This window comes from Leifsonia virtsii (assembly GCF_030433675.1).
Taxonomy (GTDB): domain Bacteria; phylum Actinomycetota; class Actinomycetes; order Actinomycetales; family Microbacteriaceae; genus Leifsonia; species Leifsonia virtsii.
In genome coordinates, this window is sequence record NZ_JAROCB010000004.1 from 58,748 (window position 1) to 72,364 (window position 13,617).

The 13,617-nt window shown below is 70.6% G+C and carries 13 protein-coding genes and 1 riboswitch; of the genes, 8 read left to right on the forward strand and 5 right to left on the reverse strand.

Going from position 1 to position 13,617, the window contains the following annotated elements; genetic code table 11:
* Positions 1-88: 88 nt before the first annotated feature.
* From P5G59_RS14325 to P5G59_RS14335, 3 genes are read left to right on the forward strand one after another with little or no spacing between them, the layout of a single operon-like run.
* Positions 89-439 (forward strand): ArsR/SmtB family transcription factor, encoded by a 351-nt coding sequence (locus P5G59_RS14325; protein ID WP_301219673.1) that lies wholly within the window; start codon positions 89-91, stop codon positions 437-439.
* Complete coding sequence (locus P5G59_RS14330; RefSeq protein ID WP_301219674.1) at positions 436-912, forward strand: SRPBCC family protein; 477 nt, start codon at positions 436-438, stop codon at positions 910-912. The genes P5G59_RS14325 and P5G59_RS14330 overlap by 4 nt, the downstream gene beginning before the upstream one ends.
* 3 nt (positions 913-915) lie before the next feature.
* Positions 916-1,530 carry a dihydrofolate reductase family protein gene (locus P5G59_RS14335; RefSeq protein WP_301219675.1) on the forward strand — a complete coding sequence of 205 codons (615 nt, stop codon included), beginning with the start codon at positions 916-918 and terminating at the stop codon, positions 1,528-1,530.
* Between the two features lie 61 nt (positions 1,531-1,591).
* Here the strand turns inward: P5G59_RS14335 and ribH are convergent, their stop codons facing one another.
* The 4 genes from ribH to ribD are packed head-to-tail and all read right to left on the reverse strand — an operon-like array spanning position 1,592 to position 5,098.
* Positions 1,592-2,086, reverse strand: coding sequence for a 6,7-dimethyl-8-ribityllumazine synthase (ribH, locus tag P5G59_RS14340; protein ID WP_301219676.1), 495 nt, complete (start codon positions 2,084-2,086; stop codon positions 1,592-1,594).
* Positions 2,083-3,381, reverse strand: coding sequence for a GTP cyclohydrolase II (ribA, locus tag P5G59_RS14345; protein WP_301219677.1), 1,299 nt, complete (start codon positions 3,379-3,381; stop codon positions 2,083-2,085). The genes ribH and ribA overlap by 4 nt, the downstream gene beginning before the upstream one ends.
* Positions 3,378-4,007 carry a riboflavin synthase gene (locus P5G59_RS14350; RefSeq protein WP_301219678.1) on the reverse strand — a complete coding sequence of 210 codons (630 nt, stop codon included), beginning with the start codon at positions 4,005-4,007 and terminating at the stop codon, positions 3,378-3,380. Before P5G59_RS14350 ends, ribA begins: the two co-directional genes overlap by 4 nt.
* Before the next feature lie 5 nt (positions 4,008-4,012).
* Complete coding sequence (ribD, locus tag P5G59_RS14355; protein ID WP_301219679.1) at positions 4,013-5,098, reverse strand: bifunctional diaminohydroxyphosphoribosylaminopyrimidine deaminase/5-amino-6-(5-phosphoribosylamino)uracil reductase RibD; 1,086 nt, start codon at positions 5,096-5,098, stop codon at positions 4,013-4,015.
* Between the two features lie 73 nt (positions 5,099-5,171).
* A riboswitch (FMN riboswitch) is annotated at positions 5,172-5,323 on the reverse strand.
* A gap of 140 nt (positions 5,324-5,463) precedes the next feature.
* Between ribD and P5G59_RS14360 the strand changes: the two genes are divergently transcribed.
* Positions 5,464-6,816, forward strand: a complete 1,353-nt coding sequence (locus P5G59_RS14360) for a hypothetical protein (RefSeq protein WP_301219680.1) — start codon at positions 5,464-5,466, stop codon at positions 6,814-6,816.
* Between the two features lie 28 nt (positions 6,817-6,844).
* On the opposite strand, the gene P5G59_RS14365 is transcribed toward P5G59_RS14360, so the two are convergent.
* On the reverse strand, positions 6,845-7,846 hold the full coding sequence (locus P5G59_RS14365; RefSeq protein WP_301219681.1) for a sugar-binding transcriptional regulator: 1,002 nt from the start codon (positions 7,844-7,846) through the stop codon (positions 6,845-6,847).
* 143 nt (positions 7,847-7,989) lie between these two features.
* On the opposite strand from P5G59_RS14365, the gene P5G59_RS14370 reads away from it, so the two are divergent.
* The 4 genes from P5G59_RS14370 (at position 7,990) to P5G59_RS14385 (ending at position 13,616) form a co-directional block, all read left to right on the forward strand.
* Positions 7,990-9,729, forward strand: a complete 1,740-nt coding sequence (locus tag P5G59_RS14370) for a glycerol-3-phosphate dehydrogenase/oxidase (RefSeq protein ID WP_301219682.1) — start codon at positions 7,990-7,992, stop codon at positions 9,727-9,729.
* A gap of 133 nt (positions 9,730-9,862) precedes the next feature.
* The gene (locus tag P5G59_RS14375; protein WP_301219683.1) at positions 9,863-10,639 is read left to right on the forward strand and encodes an MIP/aquaporin family protein; all 777 of its coding nucleotides are present in this window, start codon (positions 9,863-9,865) and stop codon (positions 10,637-10,639) included.
* Positions 10,640-10,706: 67 nt separating this feature from the next.
* Positions 10,707-12,227: a glycerol kinase GlpK gene (gene glpK, locus P5G59_RS14380; RefSeq protein ID WP_301219684.1), complete on the forward strand. Its 1,521-nt coding sequence runs from the start codon at positions 10,707-10,709 to the stop codon at positions 12,225-12,227.
* A gap of 129 nt (positions 12,228-12,356) precedes the next feature.
* Complete coding sequence (locus P5G59_RS14385; RefSeq protein ID WP_301219685.1) at positions 12,357-13,616, forward strand: LCP family protein; 1,260 nt, start codon at positions 12,357-12,359, stop codon at positions 13,614-13,616.
* Position 13,617: the final 1 nt, after the last annotated feature.

Here is a 13,617-nt window from a genome sequence, read left to right on the forward strand (position 1 = left end):
ACTAGGGCGCCGTTCGGGTCTTGACCCGGGTGGCGCTTCGTTCTATCTTTTATTCAACAAACAGGTTGATCAAGTCAGGGGTTGAGTAATGGTGGATGACGGATCCCTCGACCGGGCCTTCGCGGCGCTGGCCGACCCTGTCAGGCGGGCGATCGTCGCCCGACTGAGCCGGGGTCCGGCGACCGTGAACGAGCTCGCCGAGCCGTTCGCCATCACCCTCCAGGCGGTGTCCAGGCACATCAGCGTGCTGGAGGCCGCCGGGCTCGTCTGGCGCACCCGCGAGGCCCAGCGCCGGCCCGTCCACCTGGACGCGGCCGCGCTCGAGCGGCTCACCTCCTGGATCGACCGCTACCGGCTCGAGGCCGAGGCGCGCTACCGGCGCCTCGACGACCTCCTCGCGGAGGGGCAGCAGCACACCAGCAAGGAGAGGACATCATGAGCAACGCCGTCACCATCGAGGCCGTCGAGGGCACCTCGTACGCCGACATCACCCGCGAGTTCGACGCGCCGGTCGAGGCCGTCTTCCGCGCCCACGCCGACCCGGAGCTGTACGCCCGGTGGGTCGGCCCGCGCCGGCTGGTCACGACCATCACGGACTGGGACTTCCGCACGGGCGGGCGCTACGCGTTCGAGCAGCGCGACGAGGACGGCTCGGTGTACGCCTTCCGCGGCGTCATCCACACCGTCGTGGAGAACGAGCTGATCATCCAGACGTTCGAGTTCGAGGGCGCTCCCGGCGAGGTCAGTCTCGACCGGCTCCGGTTCGAGTCGCTGCCCGGCGACCGCACGCGGCTGGTCGGCCGGTCGGTGATGACCTCACGAGAGGCCCTCGAGGGGATGATCGCCAGCGGCATGGAGTACGGCGTGCGCGAGGGCTACGAGAAGCTCGACGAGCTGCTCGCGGAGGCCTGAGCCATGACCCGCATCGTCGCTGACATCACGATGTCGCTCGACGGCTTCGTCACCGGCCCGAACGCGGGGCCCGGCAACGGGCTGGGCGACGGGGGAGAGCCCCTGCACCGCTGGGTGTTCGCCGGCGACCCGGAGGACGACCGCATCCTGAAGGAGGGCACGGAGCGCTCGGGCGCCGTGATCATGGGCCGTTCGCTCTTCGACGTGATCGATGCGCCGGACGGCTGGCGCGACGACCTCGGCTACGGCGCGCACGAGGCCGGCCGGCCGCCGTTCTTCGTCGTGACCGGCACGCCGCCCGCCGCGGTCCGGCTCTCCGGCCTCGACTGGACGTTCGTGACCACGGGCCTCGAGGACGCGATCGATCAGGCGCGCACGGCGGCCGAGGAGGCGTCCGCGGCGACCGGCCGCGACCTCGACGTGGTGCTGATGGGCGGGGGAGCGCTCGTGGGCTCCGCCGTCTCGGCGGGGCTGGTCGACACCCTCGGGCTGCACATCTCGCCGCTCATCCTCGGCGACGGCACCCCGCTGTTCGCGGACGCCGTGCGCCGCGAGCTGGTGCAGCGCTCCGTCGTCGTCACCCCGTACGCGACGCACGTGCTCTACGACGTGCGCTGACCCGCGGCCTGGTGGACGCGACACGCCGCCCGCCGAGAGCGGAGACGGCGTGTCGTGTCCACTAGAGCGCGAAGTCGGTGCGTGCCCGCAGCTCCCGGAGGGTGACGGCGGTGGCGAGGGCGGCGTGCGCGGCCTCCGCTCCCTTGTCCTCCTTCGAGCCGGGGAGGCCCGCACGGTCGATGCCCTGAGCCTCGTCGTCGAGCGTGAGCACGCCGAAGCCGACGGGCTTGCCGGTGTCGAGGGCGACGCGCGTCAGGCCGTCGGTCGCCGCGGCCGAGACGTACTCGAAGTGCGGGGTCCCGCCGCGGATGATGACGCCGAGCGCCACGACGGCGTCCGCGCCGGCCTCCAGGGCCGCCTTGCTCACGACGGGCAGCTCGAAGCTGCCGGGCACGCGCACGAGCGAGTACGACGCGCCGGCGTCGTCGAGCGTGCGCGTCGCGCCGGCGATGAGGCCGTCGGTGATCGTCTCGTGCCAGGTGCCCGCGACGATGACGACCTTGAGGCCGCTCCCGTCGATCCGCTCCTGCGTGCTTGGCGCTCCCGCACCGCTCATCGTGTCGTCCTTCCCGCCGCGAGGTCCGCGGCCGTCTCCTCCGCCGACACCGTGTCGATGTCGCCGATCGCGTGACCCATCCGGTCGCGCTTGGTCTCCAGGTAGCCCTCGTTGAAGGCGCCGACGCCGACGACGAGCGGTACGCGCTCCTCGACCTCGATGCCGTGCTCCTCCAGCTGGCGCACCTTCTCCGGGTTGTTGGTCAGCAGTCGCACCGACTCGACCCCGAGGTCCTGCAGGATGGCCGTCGCCGCCCCGTAGTCGCGCGCGTCGATCGGCAGGCCGAGGGCGAGGTTCGCGTCGAGCGTGTCCAGGCCCTCCTCCTGGAGCTTGTAGGCGCGCAGCTTGTTGATCAGGCCGATGCCGCGTCCCTCGTGCCCGCGCAGGTAGACGACGACGCCGCCCTCGCGCTGGATGGTGTCCATCGCGGCGTCGAGCTGCGGGCCGCACTCGCACTTGAGCGAGCCGAAGGCCTCACCGGTCAGGCACTCCGAGTGGACGCGGACCAGCGTGCCGTCGCGCTGCGGCGTCCCGGCGACGATGGCGACGTGGTCGGCTCCGGTCATCCGGTCGCGGTAGGCGCGCATCCGGAACGGTCCGTGCGTGGTCGGCACCGTGGTCTCCACCTCGAAGATCACGCGCGAGGTCTCCGGGATCGGCGTCACCGTCTCCAGCGGCTGGTCGCAGTGGAACTCCTGCAGGTAGTCGATGAGCGCCTCGATGGTGACGACGAGCACGCCCTCCCGCCGGCCCAGCTCGATCAGGCCGGGCAGGCGCATCATCTCGCCGTCGTCCGCCACGATCTCGGCGATGGCGCCGACCGGCGTCATGCCGGCGAGCTTGAGCAGGTCGACCGCGGCCTCGGTGTGGCCGTCGCGCTCGCGCACGCCGCCCTCGACCGCTCGCAGCGGCAGGATGTGGCCGGGCCGGTGCAGGCTCGACGGCGTCGAGTCGAGGTTCGCCAGCACGCGGAGGGTGTGCGCGCGGTCGGCGGCGCTGATGCCGGTCGAGAGGCGGTCGGCCGCATCCACGCTCACGGTGTAGTTCGTGCCGCGCGAGTCCTCGTTGTGCGCGACCATGACGGGCAGCTCGAGGCGGTCGGCGATCTCGTTGGTCATCGGGGCGCAGATGAAGCCGGAGGAGTTCTTCACCGTCCAGGCGATCCACTCCTGGCTGGCGAGCTCCGCCGCCAGCACGACGTCGCCTTCGTTCTCGCGGCTCTCGTTGTCGACGACGATGACGGGACGGCCGGCGCGCAGCTCCGCCAGCGCTTCGGGGATGGTGGCCAGACTCATGACGCACTCCGTTCGGTCAGCCGGGGTTCGAGCGCGAGCATGCGCTCCACGTGACGGGCCAGGATGTCCGTCTCGATGTTGACGCGGTCGCCCGCGGTGAGGGCGCCGAGGGTGGTCGCGGCGAGCGTCTCGGGGATGAGGGACACCTCGAACCAGCCGTCCTCCAGGCCACCGCCGACGTCGCTCACGGTGAGCGAGACGCCGTCGATCGCGATGGAGCCCTTCCGGGCGACGAGCGGCGCGTGCTCCGGGTCGAGGCTGAAGCGCAGCACCCGCCACGCGCTGCCGTCCGCGACCGACAGCACGGTCGCCGTGCCGTCGATGTGGCCCTGGACGATGTGGCCGCCCAGGCGGTCGCCCACCTGCGCCGCCCGCTCCAGGTTGACCCGGCGTCCCGGCCGGACGCCGTCGAGGGTGCTCATGGCGAGGGTCTCGGCCATCACGTCCGCGGTGAACGTCTCGGCGTCCTTGTCGATCACGGTGAGGCAGACGCCGCTGACCGAGATGGAGTCGCCGTGGTGCGCGTCGCTGACGGCGAGCGGTCCGCGGACGGTGACGCGCGCCGCGTCGGCGGTGCGGTCGACGGCGGTGACTTCGCCCAGCTCTTCGATGATTCCGGTGAACACGGTGGTCAGACCTCCTCGGTCTCGGGGAAGATGTCGGCGCCGGCCACGTCGGCCGGGTCGGTGTCGGCGGCGCGGGGTGCTCCGGCGGGGACGGGGACGGCCCGGATGAGCAGGTCGCCGCCGAGCCGTTCGACGTCGACGATGCGCAGCCTCCTCTGGTCGCCGATGGTCTCGACGCCGATGTCGCCGAGCGCGAGGCGCGGGCCGCCGAGCAGCGTCGGCGCCAGGTAGACGGCGTACTCGTCGACCAGGCCCGCCGCGACGAACGCGCTGGCGAGGGTCGGTCCGCCCTCGACGTAGGCTCGCCGGAACCCGCGCTGGTGCAGATCGGCCATCACCGCGTGCAGGTCGTGCGTGCCCTCGAAGATCACCGGGTTGGGGTGGCGGAAGACGGCGGCGTCGTTCGGGATGGCGCGGGTGCCGATGACGACGGGCGTCGGCTGGGTGGCCAGCAGTTCGCCGGCGTCTCCGCGGGCCGTCAGGCTGGGGTCGTCGGCGAGCACGGTGCCGGTGCCGACGACGATCGCGTCGGACGCCTCGCGCTGCTCGTGCACGCGCTGGCGCGCGGCGGCGCCGGTGATCCACCTGCTCGTGCCGTCGGCGGCCGCCGCTCGGCCGTCGAGGCTGCTCGCCCACTTCACGACGATGTACGGCCGCCCGAGTCGTGCGGCGGTGAGCCAGTCGCCGAGGAACCGCTCGACCTCGTCGCGCAGCACGCCGTCGACGACCTCGACGCCGGCCTCGCGCAGGCGCTCGGCGCCTCCGCCGGAGTGGTGCCCGGGGTCGTCCGTGGCGTAGACGACGCGGGAGACGCCGGCCTCGATGAGGGCGACGGAGCACGGGCCGGTGTGGCCCCAGTGGTTGCAGGGTTCGAGGGTGACGACGGCGGTGGCGCCGCGCGCAGCGCCCTCCGGCAGCTTGCCGAGCGCGTCGACCTCGGCGTGCGGCGTTCCGACGCCGCGGTGCCAGCCCTCGGCCAGCACGTTCCCCTCGGCGTCGAGGAGGACGCAGCCGACCCGCGGGTTCACGCCCGTGGCGGGACCGTTCGCCGCCAACTGCAGCGCCGTGCGCATGGGGGCTTCCCACGTCATCCGGTTGCCATCCTGTCTCTCACTCGAGACGTGTCGCCGGGGTCGCGCGGGCGTCGGCCCACGCGGACCGCCCACCGTGCTTCCTCCCATCCGGACTGAGCGGCAGGCTCTCGCCTGACGCATTACCGTCGGTGCCGGAATTCCACCGGCTCAGCAGGACGCTCTCGCGTCCCGCTCGCGGACTGTCACCGCCGGTTCGGACTCTCACCGACCCCGGAGCACGTATTTCGTTGTCGAGTGTAGATCAACGCGGGGCGTCCCGGTCTATTCCCGTCACGGGAGCGTCACGGGAGCGCCACCGCGGCGCGGCGGCCAAGCGGTCAGTTTCAGGAGGCGCTCAGGAAAACGATTCATACGATATAGATATGTACTACCCGAAATTGATACATAACAGACACACCCGACGCGTCGTGATCGGCGCAGGCGCCGGTGCGGGGCTGGCGCTCGGACTGGTCGCCACGACCCTGGCCGCGGCCGCGACGGTGAGCACCCCGCCGGACGCCCCCGCTCCGGTCTCGATGACGGTCGGCGCACCCTACGACGACCTCTCTTCCACGGTCTGCGACGGGACCAACGCGATCGCCGTGTCCAAGATCCAGTCGACCGACGGCTTCGTGAAGGACCTCTACGCCCTGCCGGGCGACACCGTCGAGCTGGTGGGTGTCGCGAAGGCGTGCCAGTGGCAGGCGGCCCCGACCGATGTGCTGGAGTGGGGGTTCACCACGCGGGAGTTCCGCTGGACGAAGACCCTCACCGACGGGCTGTTCTCCGACCTCGGAACCCAGACGGTCATCCAGCAGGGGCGCAGCGGCGTCCCGACGACCTCCAGCATCCTGCAGACCGTCGGCCTTCCGGACGACGGGGCGCGACTCACCTTCGGCAACATCTCGCCGGTGACCTCCCCGAACAACCAGGACACTGTCTCGACGGCCACCACGGTCTTCCTGCACGTGATCGACCCGCGTCTCCAGCTCAAGAAGGAGGTGTGCGTCACTGTCACCGGCTGCGACCCCGCGGACGACGCGAGCTGGGTGGAGAAGACCCAGGCCACTCCCGGCGCATCCGTGCAGTGGCGGCTGACGGCCACCAACCTCGGCAACGTCCCGCTGACGAACGTGCGGGTGGCCAGCGACGTGCTGTCCGGCGGCACCGGCACGAACAACGGCTGTGTGGGCCACACCGTCACGGCCGACCTGCCGGTCGGGGGCTCGGCGTCCATCGTCTGCGTCCTCGATGGCGCAGCGGCGGCGGGCGATGGCCCGATCACGAACACCGCAGAGCTGACCAGCGGCTTCGTGGACCCGAGCCCGGGCGGTCGCCTGCTCGCCCGGTTCCCTGACGGCGTGACGTCGGGCACCGCGGATGCGGCTGTGACCGTGCCGGTCGCCTCGACGACGCCTCCGGTCGACCCCGGGACGGGCGGAGACGGCGGAGACGGCTCCGGCGGTCAGGGCGGCGACGGCGGTGCGGGCGGCACGGGCGGCTCCGGCTCCGGCTCGGGCGGCTCCGGCGGATCGTCGGCCGGCTCCGGCTCCGGCTCCGGCTCGTACGGCACCGGCCCCGGGTCGCGCTCGGCGAAGCCGGCCGGCCAGGACTCCGCGACGGGCTCCCTCGCCAGCACCGGTCTCGATGCGGCCCCTGCCGTCCTGGCGGCCCTCGCCCTGGCGGCGCTCGGTGGACTCCTGGTGCTGCTGCGGCGCAGGCCCGCGCGCGGCTGACGCCCCGGCGGCGGTGGTCGGGGCCGGCTCAGGCCGCCTCGGCCGCCGTCGCCTCCTGCGCGCTCTGCACGAGCGCCCGGGCGGTTCCCTCGTCGACGATGAGGTCGGTGATGAGGCCGGCCGCGAGGGCCCCGCGCAGGCTGTGGACCTTCGACGGGCCCGACACGATGCACACCCGGCGCGGGACCCGCTTGATGAGGTCGATGTCCGGTCCGCTCGCCCGCTCGTTCAGCGGGATGCCGTGGTGGCTGCCGTCCTCGCGGAAGAACACGGTCGCCACGTCGCCGACGACGCCGGAGGCGTCGAGCGAGGCGTAGTCGGCCTGGTCGAGGTAGCCGCCGGCGTAGACGTGCGAGCGCACCTCCGAGAAGGGGGAGCCGAGGCCGAACAGGGCGACGTCCATCCGCTCCTGGATGTCGAGGATGCGCCGCGTGCTCCGCTCCCGCCACATCGCGACCTTGGTCTGCGGGTCGTCGAAGAGCGCGGGCACCGGGAACTCCTGGATCGTGCCGGAGTAGGTGTCGCCGAACCGGCGCAGGATCTCCGACGCGTAGAGCACACCCGTCGTGTACGTGTTCCCCGCGCCGTTCAACTGCACGAACTCGACGTTGTGCAGCTCCTTCGGGATGAGGTGCCTGCTGAGGGCGCTCATCGTCGAGCCCCAGGCGACCCCCACCGTCTGGTTGGAGTCGATGAAGCGGTCGAGAATCCGTGCAGCGGAGATGGCGACGCGCTCCAGCCGGTCGACGTCGCTGATGGCGCTCGGCATCGGGACGATGTGCGCCGCGATGCCGTACCGCTCGTGGATCGACTGCTGGATGCGGGTCGCACCTTCGTGCGGCTCGGCGATCTGGATGGTCACGAGCCCCGACGAGCGGGCGTAGCTCAGCAGCCGGGAGACGCTGGAGCGCGACGTGTGCATCTCATGCGCGATCGCCTCCATCGTCAGGTCCTGCATGTAGTACAGGTGGCCCGCCTTGAGGGCGTCGCGGACCTTGTCGGGCAGGTGCTCGGTGTCGGGCTGGGGCATTCGGGGCCTCTTCTCCTCCGGCGGCCGTTCCTCCTCGGGCGAACGAGCGTGCACGTATGTGCATCGAGCTTGATCGAAGTTGTGCCGCCACGAAGACTATAGCTCGCAGCAACACCCGCACGCAGCAGAACCAGGAGAGAACCGTGACGACGAAGTCGAGCACACGCAACGAGGTCCAGCGCCTCATCGAGCGACCGCGAGCACAGGTGCTCGTCGTCGGCGGCGGCATCAACGGCCTCGGCACCTTCCGCGACCTCGCCCTGCAGGGCGTCGATGTCGTCCTCGTCGAGCGCAACGACTTCGTGTCCGGCGCCTCCGCGGCCTCCAGCCACATGATCCATGGCGGTATCCGCTACCTGGAGAACGGCGAGTTCCGGCTGGTCAAGGAGTCGGTCACCGAGCGCAACGGCCTGCTGAAGATCGCGCCGCACTACGTGAAGCCGCTCGAGACCACCATCCCGATCTTCTCCACCTTCTCGGGGATCCTCGCCGCCCCGCTCCGCTTCCTCACCCACAAGCAGGGCAAGCCGAAGGAGCGCGGCGCGTTCCTGATCAAGACCGGCCTGACCATCTACGACTCCTTCTCGCGCGCCGGCGGCACGGTGCCTCGGCACAGCTTCCACGGCCGCAAGAAGTCGCTCGAGATCCTCCCGGAGCTGAACCCGGGCCTCAAGTACACGGCGACGTACTTCGACGCGTCGGTGCACGATCCCGAGCGGCTCGCCCTCGACGTGCTCGCCGACGGTCTCGCCGCCGGTCCGCACGCCCGCGCCGTCAACTATGTGGAGGCCGTCGGCACCCGCGACGGCGGCGTGCTGGTGCGCGACCGCGAGAGCGGCGAGGAGTTCGTGATCACCGCCGACGTCGTCGTCAACGCCTCCGGCCCGTGGACGGACCTCACCAACGAGGCGCTCGGCCAGGCCACCCGCTACATGGGCGGCACCAAGGGCTCCCACATCGTGCTCGACAACCCTGAGCTGCTCGAAGCCTGCAAGGGCCGCGAGATGTTCTTCGAGAACAACGACGGCCGCATCGTGCTCATCTACCCGCTCAAGGGCCGGGTCATGGTCGGCACGACCGACATCGACGCCGACATGAGCGAGCGCGCGGTGATCACCGAGGACGAGATCGACTACTTCATCGAACTGGTCGCGCACGTTTTCCCAACGATCCCGGTCACCCGTGAGCAGATCGTCTACACCTTCTCCGGCGTGCGTCCGCTGCCGCACCACGACGACACCGCCCCCGGCTTCGTGTCCCGCGACTACCGCATCGTGCCCGGCACGATCGCGGGGCTCGGCGACACCACGGTCCTCAGCCTCGTCGGCGGCAAGTGGACGACGTTCCGCGCTCTCAGCGAGCACCTCGCGAACGAGACCCTCAAGGCCCTCGGCGCGACGCGCACCGTCCAGACCCTCGGCCTGCCGATCGGCGGAGGGGCCGGTTTCCCGACCACGCCGCAGGCGGAGCGCGACTGGGTCGCCCGCTACGGCGCCGACGTGGGCACGGAGCGCGCCACCACGCTGCTGCACCGCTACGGCACGAAGGCGAGCTTCGTCATCGACGCGATCGCGGGATGGGACGGCGACGACGCCCCGCTCGCCGCGGCCCCGACGTACTCCCGTGCCGAGATCGACCACCTGGTCCGGAGTGAGCACGTCGTGCACCTGTCCGACGTCTTCCTCCGGCGCACCAGCCTCGCCTTCACCGGCGCCATCACCCCGGCGCTGGTGCACGAGATCGGCGAAATCGCGGCAAACGCGCTCGGATGGTCGCCAAACCGGCGCACCGAGGAGGAAGATTCGTTCGTAGCGGACCTTGCCGACGCCCACCGGGTGCAGCTGAAGTCGGGGGACGGGAGCGAAGCCGCGGCTGTTCGATAAATGCACGAACGTGCATGACACGGTTCTTGTCAAGGCGAGCGCGACCGCAATAGCGTTCAGATGCCCACCCTGACAAGAGCCACACCAGATCGCACAACAGGGTGCGGGTCAACTGAACAACTGGAAGGTCAACGTGGACAATATCGGTGTAGATTTCCTGTCCGAGGTGGTGGGAACGGCGTTGCTGCTCCTGCTCGGTACCGGTGTCGTGGCGAACGTCGCCCTGATCAGGAACAAGGGCTTCAACGGCGGGTTCCTGATGGTCAACTTCGGTTGGGGCATCGGTGTGTTCGCCGGTGTCGTGGTCGCCTACAACTCGGGTGCTCACCTCAACCCGGCCGTGACGCTGGGTCTCGTCGCGAACGGGGCCAAGACGTTCGGTTCGGCCGCCGCGCACACTCTCGTGCCGGTGAACTTCGCCACGGTGGTGCTGTACATCCTCGCCCAGCTGATCGGTGCGATGATCGGCGCCGTTCTCACCTGGCTCGCCTACAAGCAGCACTTCGACGAGGAGCCGGACCCGGCCAACAAGCTGGGCGTCTTCTCGACCGGTCCTGCCATCCGCAGCTACGGCTGGAACCTGGTCACCGAGATCATCGGCACCTTCGTGCTGGTGTTCGTGGTCATCGCCTTCGGCCACCAGCCGGGCACGGCCGCCGGCCTCGCCGCCTTGGGCGCACTGCCCGTCGCCCTCCTGGTGATCGGCATCGGCGCCAGCCTCGGTGGTCCGACCGGGTACGCCATCAACCCAGCCCGTGACCTCGGTCCGCGCATCGTGCACGCCATCCTGCCGATCAAGGGCAAGGGCTCCAGCGACTGGGCGTACTCGTGGGTCCCGGTGGTCGGGCCGATCATCGGCGGTCTGCTCGCCGGTTGGCTCGCCCTTCTGCTGCTTCCGATCCTGAAGTGACACGGGGCCGGCGGGGACACCCCGCCGGCCTCCTCCGTTCCACCCCCAAAGAACAAAGGAGTTACCTATGGCCGACTACGTCGTCGCCATCGACCAGGGCACGACCAGCACCCGGGCGATCATCTTCGACAAGTCCGGATCGATCGTGTCGACCGGACAGCTCGAGCACGAGCAGATCTTCCCGAAGGCCGGCTGGGTCGAGCACAACCCGGTGGAGATCTGGAACAACACGCGCGAGGTCATCGGCCAGGCCCTGTCGAAGGCCGACCTGACCCGTCACGACATCGCGGCCGTCGGCATCACCAACCAGCGCGAGACCGCGGTGGTCTGGGACAAGAACACCGGCGAGCCCGTCTACAACGCCATCGTCTGGCAGGACACCCGCACGCAGCCGATCGTGGACCGCCTGGCGGCTGACGGCGGCACCGAGCGCTTCAAGCAGATCGTCGGCCTTCCGCTGGCGACCTACTTCTCGGGCACCAAGATCGTCTGGATCCTGGAGAACGTGGAGGGCGCCCGCGAGCGTGCCGAGGCCGGCGACCTGCTGTTCGGCACCACGGACACCTGGGTGCTGTGGAACCTGACCGGCGGCCCGGACGGCGGCGTGCACGCCACCGACGTGACCAACGCCTCCCGCACCCTGTTCATGGACCTGGAGACGCTGAGCTGGCGCGACGACATCCTCGAGGTGTTCGGCGTGCCGAAGTCGATGCTCCCGGAGATCAAGAGCTCCTCCGAGGTCTACGGCGAGGTCGAGTCATCCAGCCTGCTCCGCGAGGTGCCCGTGGCGGGCATCCTCGGCGACCAGCAGGCCGCGACGTTCGGCCAGGCGGCGTTCGATCCGGGCGAGTCGAAGAACACCTACGGCACGGGCAACTTCCTCATCTTCAACACCGGTGAGGAGATCGTCCACTCGAAGAACGGCCTGCTGACGACGCTGGGCTACAAGCTCGGCGACGAGGCTCCGCACTACGCGCTGGAGGGCTCCATCGCGGTCACCGGCTCGCTGGTGCAGTGGCTTCGCGACAACCTGGGGATCATCTCCAGCGCCCCGGAGATCGAGGAGCTGGCGAAGACCGTCGAGGACAACGGCGGTGCCTACTTCGTGCCGGCGTTCTCGGGCCTGTTCGCGCCGTACTGGCGGGCGGACGCGCGCGGCGCGCTCGTCGGCCTCACCCGGTACGTCAACAAGGGCCACATCGCCCGTGCGGTGCTGGAGGCCACGGCCTTCCAGACCCGCGAGGTGCTCGACGCGGTCAACGCCGACTCCGGTGTGGACCTGACCGAGCTGAAGGTCGACGGCGGCATGATCGCCAACAACCTGCTGATGCAGTTCCAGGCGGACATCATCGGCGTGCCGGTCGTACGTCCGGTGGTCGCCGAGACGACCGCCCTCGGCGCGGCCTACGCCGCGGGCCTCGCGGTGGGCTTCTGGGAGAACCTGGACGACCTCCGCAAGAACTGGCAGGAGGACCGCCGCTGGGAGCCGAAGATGGAGGAGGCCGAGCGCGAGCGCCAGCTGCGGCTCTGGAAGAAGGCCGTCACGAAGACCTTCGACTGGGTCGACGACGACGTCCGCAACGCCTGATCCATCCTTCACGACGGAACGCCGTCCGGCTCGCGCCGGGCGGCGTTCCGCTTTCCCCGTCGCCTATCCTTCGGGCCTCCTCATCGAGTGGAAAGCGTCCGCGCAGCCCGGTCCTCTACCGTCGGGCGTATGAGGCATTCCGCACGCACGTACTCGGTTCGGCACGGCCGGCTCCCGGTGCGCACGGCGCGGGGGCCGGTCGCGCGGCTGATCGCCTCGGTGCTCGCCGTCGCGGCGGTCTCGGCGACCGCGGTGACCGCCTACGCGGTGGAGGACACCGTGTCCTCGTTCAAGCCGTCCATCCACCTGGTGTCGGCGTCGGGCAAGTCCGTCGCCGCGCCCCCGAGCGTCGGCGCCGAGTCCGGTGCGGTGAACATCCTCCTCGCGGGCACGGACACCCGCACCGGCCAGGGCGGCCAGTTCTCGACCGCGGACGAGCTCGCCGGCAGCTCCGGCGCCGGGAACAACGACGTCACGATGGTGCTGCACCTCTCCGCCGACCACACGCATGCGAGCGTCATCAGCATCCCGCGCGACCTCATGGTGCCCGTGCCGTCCTGCCCGACCGCGAGCGGCGGCTCGACCCCGGCGCAGTCGGACGCGCAGTTCAACACCACGCTCTCCACCGGCGGGCTCTCCTGCGTGGTGCTGACGGCGGAGGCGCTCACCGGGCTGAGCATCCCGTACGCGGCCGAGATCAGCTTCGACGGCGTGATCGCGATGTCGAACGCGATCGGGGGAGTGACGGTGTGCCTGGCGACGCCGGTCACCGACCCCTACGTCGGGCTCGACCTCCCGGCCGGGCAGCAGACGCTCGTCGGTCAGCAGGCACTGGCGTTCGTGCGCAGCCGCCACGGGATCGGCGACGGCAGCGACCTGGGCCGGATCAGCAACCAGCAGCTGTTCCTGTCGGCGCTGCTCCGGAAGGCGACGAGCGCGGGCACACTGGGCAACCCGTTCACGCTCTACTCGCTGGCGAAGGCGGCGACCTCGAACATCCAGCTCTCGGACACGCTCGCGTCGCCCACGACGCTGGTGTCGATCGCGCTGGCGCTCAAGAGCGTCCCGCTGAGCGACTTCGTCTTCCTGCAGTACCCGGCGATGACCGACCCGGACAACCCGAACCGGGTGGTGCCCGAGCCCGACGGGGTCGCGGCGCTGAAACAGGCGCTGGCCGCCGATGTGCCCGTGGTGCTCACGGGCCACACGGGGGACGGGACGGTGTCGGCGACCGCGACGCCCACGCCGACGCCCACACCGTCGACGGCGGCCACGGCTCCGGCGGCCGGGTCCACCCCGGTCCCGACGCCGTCCTCCACCGACGTGAGCCTGCCCTCGGACGTGACCGGCCAGACCGCCGACGAGCAGACCTGCACGAAGGGGAACTGAC